Annotated in this window: 7 protein-coding genes; 6 read left to right on the top strand and 1 reads right to left on the bottom strand. The window is 66.2% G+C overall.

The genetic code is table 11. From position 1 onward, the window contains the following. From Dsi01nite_RS54880 to Dsi01nite_RS54855, 6 genes are all read left to right on the top strand, one after another. On the top strand, positions 1-1,647 hold a 1,647-nt coding region (locus Dsi01nite_RS54880), incomplete at its 5' end, for a recombinase family protein (RefSeq protein ID WP_203854500.1). Positions 1,648-2,386: 739 nt separating this feature from the next. Next, a complete protein-coding gene (locus tag Dsi01nite_RS54875) occupies positions 2,387-2,566 on the top strand; it encodes a hypothetical protein (RefSeq protein WP_203854499.1) in 180 nt (59 codons plus the stop codon). Next, positions 2,563-3,789, top strand: a complete 1,227-nt coding sequence (locus tag Dsi01nite_RS54870) for a DUF2637 domain-containing protein (RefSeq protein ID WP_203854498.1) — start codon at positions 2,563-2,565, stop codon at positions 3,787-3,789. Before Dsi01nite_RS54875 ends, Dsi01nite_RS54870 begins: the two co-directional genes overlap by 4 nt. Before the next feature lie 149 nt (positions 3,790-3,938). Next, positions 3,939-4,394, top strand: a complete 456-nt coding sequence (locus tag Dsi01nite_RS54865; protein WP_203854497.1) for a hypothetical protein — start codon at positions 3,939-3,941, stop codon at positions 4,392-4,394. Between the two features lie 430 nt (positions 4,395-4,824). Then, positions 4,825-5,325: a MarR family winged helix-turn-helix transcriptional regulator gene (locus tag Dsi01nite_RS54860; protein ID WP_203854496.1), complete on the top strand. Its 501-nt coding sequence runs from the start codon at positions 4,825-4,827 to the stop codon at positions 5,323-5,325. Continuing rightward, positions 5,322-6,251 (top strand): hypothetical protein, encoded by a 930-nt coding sequence (locus Dsi01nite_RS54855; protein ID WP_203854495.1) that lies wholly within the window; start codon positions 5,322-5,324, stop codon positions 6,249-6,251. The genes Dsi01nite_RS54860 and Dsi01nite_RS54855 overlap by 4 nt, the downstream gene beginning before the upstream one ends. Before the next feature lie 237 nt (positions 6,252-6,488). Here Dsi01nite_RS54855 and Dsi01nite_RS54850 read toward each other — a convergent pair whose 3' ends face one another. After that, on the bottom strand, positions 6,489-6,923 hold the full coding sequence (locus tag Dsi01nite_RS54850) for a hypothetical protein (RefSeq protein ID WP_203854494.1): 435 nt from the start codon (positions 6,921-6,923) through the stop codon (positions 6,489-6,491). Positions 6,924-7,415: the final 492 nt, after the last annotated feature.

The raw sequence follows: 7,415 nt of genomic DNA, 5'->3' as shown, positions 1-7,415 counted from the left end.
CAGCAGTACATCGCTAAATGTATGTTCAGCTTCATGGATGCCGAACTGGTGCGACGCGCCCACTGGGGAGACCTCTCGGGCATGAACTTCGCCGGACTTGCACGTCTGTCCTTCGAGCCTGCCGAGGCCCATGCCGCTGACGCTGCCAGCCGAACTGTCCCCACAACCGGAAAGGACATCAGGGGCCGGGAGGAGCAGGCGAAGGACTGCCGAAATTACGTGGAACACCGCGGAGGTGCCTACGTTTTTACTTATGAAGAGCCCGACACCAGCGCATACAAGCGAAAGCGCGTAAGGCTTCCCGACGGAAGGACCGTTTACCGCGTCATTCGGCCTGTGTTTGAGGCGGCACTCGAGGATCTCAAACGAGGTTCGACGCCCAACGGTCACCGTTTCGATGGCTTGGTCGTCTATGACATCGATCGACTCACGCGTGACAATCGCCACCTTGAGGATGCCATCGAGGTTGTCGAGCACTTTCAGCGCCCAATCATCGACATTACGGGAACACTCGACCTCCTCACCGACAACGGCCGCACCGTGGCGCGAATCGTTGTCGCAGCCAACAACAAACAGTCTGCAGATACAGCTCGACGGGTCCGACGCAAGCACCACGCACTTCAGCAAGCAGGAATCCCTTCGGGGGGTCCACGGCCGTTCGGCTGGCAGGCCGGGAAGCGAGAGCTTGAGCCGACGGAAGCCAACGCGATAAAGATCGCGGCAAAACGCATCATCGAGGGTGCGCCCATCAACGCGATCGTGGCCGATTGGAACAGGCTGGAGTTGCGGACTCCGCGCGGCAATCGCTGGGAGGCCGTGACCGCAAAGTACGTTTTCCGAAATCCCCGCATCTGTGGCTATCGTTCACGAATGGTACGAGATTTCCATCCGGAGACAGGCAAGGATCATGTTCGATTCGAGATCGTCCTTGCACCGGATGGGGCGCCAGTTATTGGTCAATGGGAACCGATCTTGTCGGTCGAACAGTGGGAGGCCATTACCGCCATCATAGGCAGCAATACCATTCACAACCGCGGCGTTAACGTAAGAACCTATCTACTGAGCGGAATGCTTAGATGCGGCAAGCCTGCATGCGGACAGATTCTGCGGGCGGTGAAAACAGCTACCTCTCGATTGAAGATTCAAGCGGCACCATTCACGTACGCGTGCCCGTCGACCGCGCTCGGCGGCTGCGGCGGCGTAAGCATCGTCGGACCCAAAACCGATGACTCAGTCTCGGAGTTGGTCATCCGCAAGTTCGAGGTCGAGGCTGCCAGGCGCAGCGCCAAGACAGGCCCGACACCGTGGCCGCAAGAGTCGGAGCTGGCGGCCGTTCGCGCAGACATCAACGATCTGACTCAGGCATGGCGCACCCGATCAATCTCTGGTACGCGGTACTTCGCGCTGCTTGGAGAACGAGAAAAGCTCGAAAGCGATTTGAAGGCAGAACGCGATCGCTGGATTGCGAAGGAGCACAGGACGGCGGCACGGCCGATCGATGTCCGGGCGCGCTGGCTTTCGGCGGAAATGACGAACGTGGAACGACGAGCCTACATCGACGATGCGCTCGTAGCCGTCCTGGTCTATCCGAAGGTAAAGCCCGGCCGATGGACACCGGACCGCTTGGAGCCACTGTGGCGCCAATAGAAGGCCCGGCCATGTCGATGTAAGCGAGCATTCGTACCTGCCGACCTTCCGATTACAAGGTGTCGACCATACGGGATCCAGCTGGTCATAGCGAGCCGCAGCAAGACATCTAGCTGCAACGATTACCCAAGGTGACCACCTGCGACCCCCTAGGTCCGGGCAGGGTTTCGCTACCAATCGTGCTACCAGTCGGCGTTGGTGGCGTGAGCGAGCGGCCGATGACGACCTACGAAGGAAGCCGTCGCCGCGTCTCCGGATACAACTCGACCCCCTCGCCATTGCTGATCAGCGAGGGGGCCGGGTTTGGGATGGTCGGTATCCGGGATAGGACGCGCTACTTCGTGCTCTGGGCGCGTCCGTCCTCGAACCCTCGGATGTAGCCGGTCAGGTATCGCACACTGGGCCCATCCTGGTCAGGCTGCCACCGGGGCGTCGGGCAAGGCTGATTGCTTCGCGCGAAGTGGCGCGCCAGGACCAACCCGACCCCGAGGCCGGTGATAGCCGCCGCTCCGCAAGCGGCGCTGGTGCGAATACGTCTGTCCATCGCATCCCCCGGTTCTGTTCCGTACGACGTATACACACTGCCGTGGCACGCCGCCGCCCGGTAGTTAACCACCCCGCACGACAAGGCGCGCCACCCCGCGACGAAGCGGCCACGAACGCAAGTGGATCAAGGTGGCCTCAGTAGGTTGCCGCCTGCCGAGGCCGACCACCCCTCTTCGACTTGGAGTACAGAGAGATGGCTACGAGCAGCCTACGCGCGGCCCGCGACAGTACAGGCGGACCGCACGGGCAGGAGATTGAAGGTTCGAAGCGGCAGGCTCGACGACTGGAGCTTGCATTCCCCGTGATGGATGCCCGGCTCAGCGGCGTGAAAGCCGTGATCGTTATCGGCGGGATCGGCGCGGTCCTCGAATGAGTGCCGAACCGAAGGTGCCGAGGACGCGCCGGGCGCTCGCGGTCATCGGAGCTTGCGTTGTCGTAGCAGGCACGCTCGCCGTGACCGTCGCCGCGTTCACCCTCTCCTATGACGCGATCCGTTCAGTCGGGATCGCCGCCAACACGCGCCCGACGTGGGCGTGGATGCTGCCGGTGTCGATCGACGGGGCGATGGGCGTCGCCACCGTCGCAGTGCTGCTGCTGAAGCAGCTCGGTCGGTCCACCTGGTATCCGTGGGTCGTCGTCGCCGTCGGCGTGCTGGTGTCTGGCGGCTGCAACGCACTGCATGCCGGAGGGCGGGACGGACGGGTCGACTTGGCAGACGATTGGGCTCGTGCCGTCGGCGTCATCCCGCCGATCATGCTTGCCCTGTCCGTGCACCTGCTCGCTGTGCTGGTGAAGGAACTCAGCGGGAGCGAACGCGCCGAACCTGGTCGGTCTCTGCCCGGGACGGACGACGCGGAACAGTCGCTCGCGCCAACTGCCACGCCGGCGACGAACAGCATGCTGCCAGGGACACCCGAACAGACCGAACAGACCGAACAGACTCGGACGACAACCGTCCCCGATCGTGGCCTGAACGAGCCCTCGGCTCCTGCGTGCAACGGGCAGGCAGCACGAACCGAACAGATGCCAACCGTCGCAACGACTCAGGATAGGCCCCGTCAGGCAACGCGCACCGAACAGACCATCGACCTGGGCAAACAGAATCGACGCCTCGCGAAGCGGACAGAAGGTCAAGGGCCCGGACAGGACAGCGGCCAGCGCACGAAGCGCAGCCGGAACAACGACGAGGAACTGATCGCTCTCGTACTGACCGACGCCGCAGAGAAGGTCGCAGACGGGTCGCTCGGCCGCTACGACGTGGAAAAGCTGACAGGCGCGAGCATGAGACAGGCGAACAGAGTCCTTGATGCGGTTCGGTCCCGCACCGAACAGACCGAACAGACCGAACAGAACGGTGTGTTCGATGGGTTGGCCGATGCGGAGGGACCAGAGCCTTCGACGGGGGCCACGCCGCCGGTTCAGCACCGAACTGAGACGGCAGCGGAACCCGCCGAGAGCGAACGACCTTCCCAGATTGCCGAGTCCTCGTTGCCCGGACTCCAGCTCATGACCGATCTGGATGGACAGGGTGAGGCAGACGAATCAGCATTGCAGGTATCGATCACTGTCGGCACGGGGGTAGGTGGGTCAGGATGAGCAGCGAAACGGCGCGGCCAATGGGCGCGGCAAGGGCCAGCGGCGGTGGAGTGAGACCGGAGGCTGTCCGGTGCCCCAGCGGTCCTTCACACCGTGTCAAGACTGTTGCGGCGGCGTACGACGACGGCCGGTCGCTCATCACGGTCACGATGCGGCATAACGTCGGTGGTGTCCGGGGCAGGTCGAACGGCCAGGCGTATGCACAAACCGCGCGGTCGGCGTGGTTGGCGCCGCTGGCGCTACCGTCGCCGTGGCAGCGGCCGGCGATCGTCGCTGGTGGCGCCGCCGCGCTGGCACTGTTCTTCATCGTTGTCGGGCTTGGTGAATCGCCGGAGGCCGCCAAGAGCGGGATGGCGTTCGGGGCATTGCTCGGCGTTGTTGCGGTGATTGCGGGGTTGCTCGCGCTGGCCGGATGGCACAGGCACCAGCAGCACGGCGCGGCCTATGCCACTGCGGCGGCGCAGTGGCAGCGGGCGATGTACTGCATGGAGTGCGACGCATCCTGGGTGCCTGGCGACTCCCGGCTCATCGGCCGAGACCAAGAGCTCGGCTGGGTGCTGTATCGGCGGGCGAAGGCGGCTGAGCAGCAGCAACGGCCCAGATAACGCACGGTCCACTGACGCCCGCTGCCGTTCACGAGGCTGTGCCCGCGCGAACGGCGGCGGGCGTTGCTGTGCTCCGACCGACAAGTATCTGGTCGTAGCAGGTGACCACGTTGGCTGCTCGGCAACTTCGCTGTCCGGCAAGGTTGCTGGTTAACCCTGGTCAACTTCCGCTCGCCGGACGTGACCGGCAAGGTCGATACGTGCGTCTGGTGCCCCGATGACCTGCGGGTTTCGGGGTGTCTGGCGTGCGTGGTGGCCATTGCGCGAGGGATGCAGACCGGGGGCAAGCGATGACCAGTCATCAGGCAGGACGTGCTTCTGGTCGGCATCGACCCCGGCGAGGCTGGTTCGCGACGATCGTGCCCGGATACCGGGGCCGGCATCGGCCGACGATCTGGGCGCAGGTCTGCGACTTGCGGGGCCGTATCCGGTGACGGCGCCCCAGTCAGCCACCCCCGACCCGAACCAGCCAGTCCTGGCAGCGCTGTCGTCGGCGCCAGCGGCGGCGGTGCTCGCCGCGGCGCGGATGGCGTCGCACCTGCGCGGCGAGGTCGAACGGCAGGTGCTGGAGCCGGCGGGCGTGAGCTGGTCCGCGTTCGCGGTCCTGACTGCAGTCGTCGACTTGCCGGGGGCGCGGATACATGCGGTGGCCGCCGCGACCGGGATGCCGCATGGTACGGCGTGGAGCGCGGTGTCGCGGCTGGAGCGGCTCGGGCTGATCAGCCGGAGCACGCCGCGCGACGACCACCGTCAGGTCGATCTGGCCGCAACCGGTCCGGGCCGACAGACGGCAGAGCGGCTGCGAACGGCAGTCGCCACGATCGAGCGCCAGCTGATCCCGGACCAGCGGACCCGGCAGGTGCTGCTTGCGGTGGCCGAGCGGGTCCGTCCCTACCCGCGGCGGGGTGACCGTCAAGGCCGGGGGGCTTGACGGTGACCTCGCCGCGAATGATCACGGCCCGGCGATCAATGACGGACAACGGCCTGCTCCGATTCGACCCGGCGACGGTCCTGGCGCTCACTGGGGCGCCGCTCGCATTGCGATCAGCTGCCGAGGAGTCCGTCAACTTCGATGAACAGTCTGGCTTGTGGCTGATCCCCGGCGCGGCCACGGTCGGTCAGGCATGCTGCGACCCGCACACATTCGCCGCCGCGAGGATCCCCAGAGAACCTGCCTCCGCTGCTCCTGTTGGCCTCACCGCGACGATGCAGCCGGCAGCCCGCTGGGCGGCTGGCATGGCGGATGCGCGGGTGCAGGCGGTGCTGCGGATGGCGTGGCCGACGACAGCCGGTCGCGCCGATCTTCTGTGGAGGCGCCGCGTCCGGGTTCACGTCGCGCAAGCCGCGGCCGCCCTGACCGGCCGGGCAGCCGACGCGCCCGGTGGTGTGCCCGACGGTGTTCAGGCGCGGCCAGGCGTCGGCAGTACGCCGGTCGACGGTCTGACGCGCGCCGTGATCGAGTCGGTGTTCGGGATATCCGCCGGCACCATCGACGAGGTCCGCGCTGTACTGGACTGCCACGCACACCGAAGTACGACAGCGGCCGAGTCCGCGGCGCTGCCGCTGTCGGCGCTGCACGAGCTCGTCGGGCGGATCGTGCGCGAGCGGGCGGCAGAGCCGGTGGACGTGCTGAACCCGGCCCAGCCGGACACGGTCCTCGACGACGTGCTCATCTGCCGCGGCCGCAGTGCCGACCGGTTGACGCTCGACGAGATCACCGGAGCGTCCACCAGCTTGCTGGCCGCGGCATGGGACGCCACCGCCGAGCTGCTGCCCCGCGTCCTCGACGCGGTCCGTAGCCTACGCCGACGCGGTGATCGGTTTCGCAGAACCGCTGCGCCGCTCGCATCTCACTGAGGCCGTACTGCCGGATCCGCCGCCAGCAGCCGGGTGGCTGACGATCACGACACAACTGGCTTCGTCGGTGACCTCGGGACCCGTTTGTCGGCGAGTGTGGGTCCCACCAGCAGACGGCCGACTCTTGTGTGTGCGAGTCCGGAGCCCACTCACGAGGCCGGCAAGCGAATCGGACGGGCGAGCCAATGCGGTGCGTCGCACACTGGTACGCGTCCAGCTGAACCTACGCGGCGGCCCTTAGCCGCTGATGCCCATCGGCCGTTCGACGGCTGGGTGGGGCTCTTCCGGAAAGTGTCGGCCGAAATGCAGGTGCGCCAGCCCTTCGATGACCTTGTAGCCCCACGCGCCGAGGTCCGGGTTGTCGAGGCCCCGGACGACCGGTGGGGTGCTGTGGCCGAGCAGCGTGCCGCCCGTTTCCCGGACTGTTTTGACGTGCGTGTCGCCGTAGTCGAGCACGCCGGCGCCGACGATCGAGTCAGCGATCGGCAGGTCTGGCTCGCACCAGTCGAGCAGGCCGACGATGATGGACCGCCTGTCTCCGAACGCCGGGAAGCCGAGCACCTGGCCGCAGCAGTACCAGCCGCCGCGCCGAGTCGGGATTGCCCAGAAGTCGCCCGACCGGACGTAAGCAGTGGATCTCGGATCGAACGGGTAACCAGGATGGCGGCCCATCACGCGACGGTACCCCGGCGATCACGAAGCAGACGCCCGCTCAGCGCCGATGCCGACCCCATCCCGCATACCCTGTGGGCGCTGCAGGCCGTCCTTGCGCTTGCCGACACCGCCGACCATGTCTGCCTGGGACGGGGACATGGGCCACCAGCCGCGACATCGCAGCCTTCCTACACCCGACCGGCTCGACGCTCGACGGCAGATCAGCATCCGACCCGCCGTTCTGATCGCGTTCGCCGCCACATGCTGCAAGGTGGGTCCCAAGCTCACGGACAATGATCAGGGCAAAGTGATGCGCCTGGGCCCAGAAGGCACGCTCATCCGGGTCCAGTTCTCACGGACGCAGCCAGAGGGCCGCCGTTGCGGTTCAGCGGGCATCTATCCTTTGCCATCGAGGTGTGTCCCTCGTGCCAGCGAACGTTGTCCCAGCGTAGGTTTTGCCATCGAAGTCTGTCCGCCGGCTCGAGAGATGAGCAGGTTCGGTGTCTGCCC

The organism is Dactylosporangium siamense (assembly GCF_016862795.1).
Classification (GTDB): Bacteria; Actinomycetota; Actinomycetes; order Mycobacteriales; family Micromonosporaceae; genus Dactylosporangium; species Dactylosporangium siamense.
The sequence above is the reverse complement of the archived record's forward strand: the minus strand, read 5'-3'. Positions and strand labels throughout refer to the sequence as shown.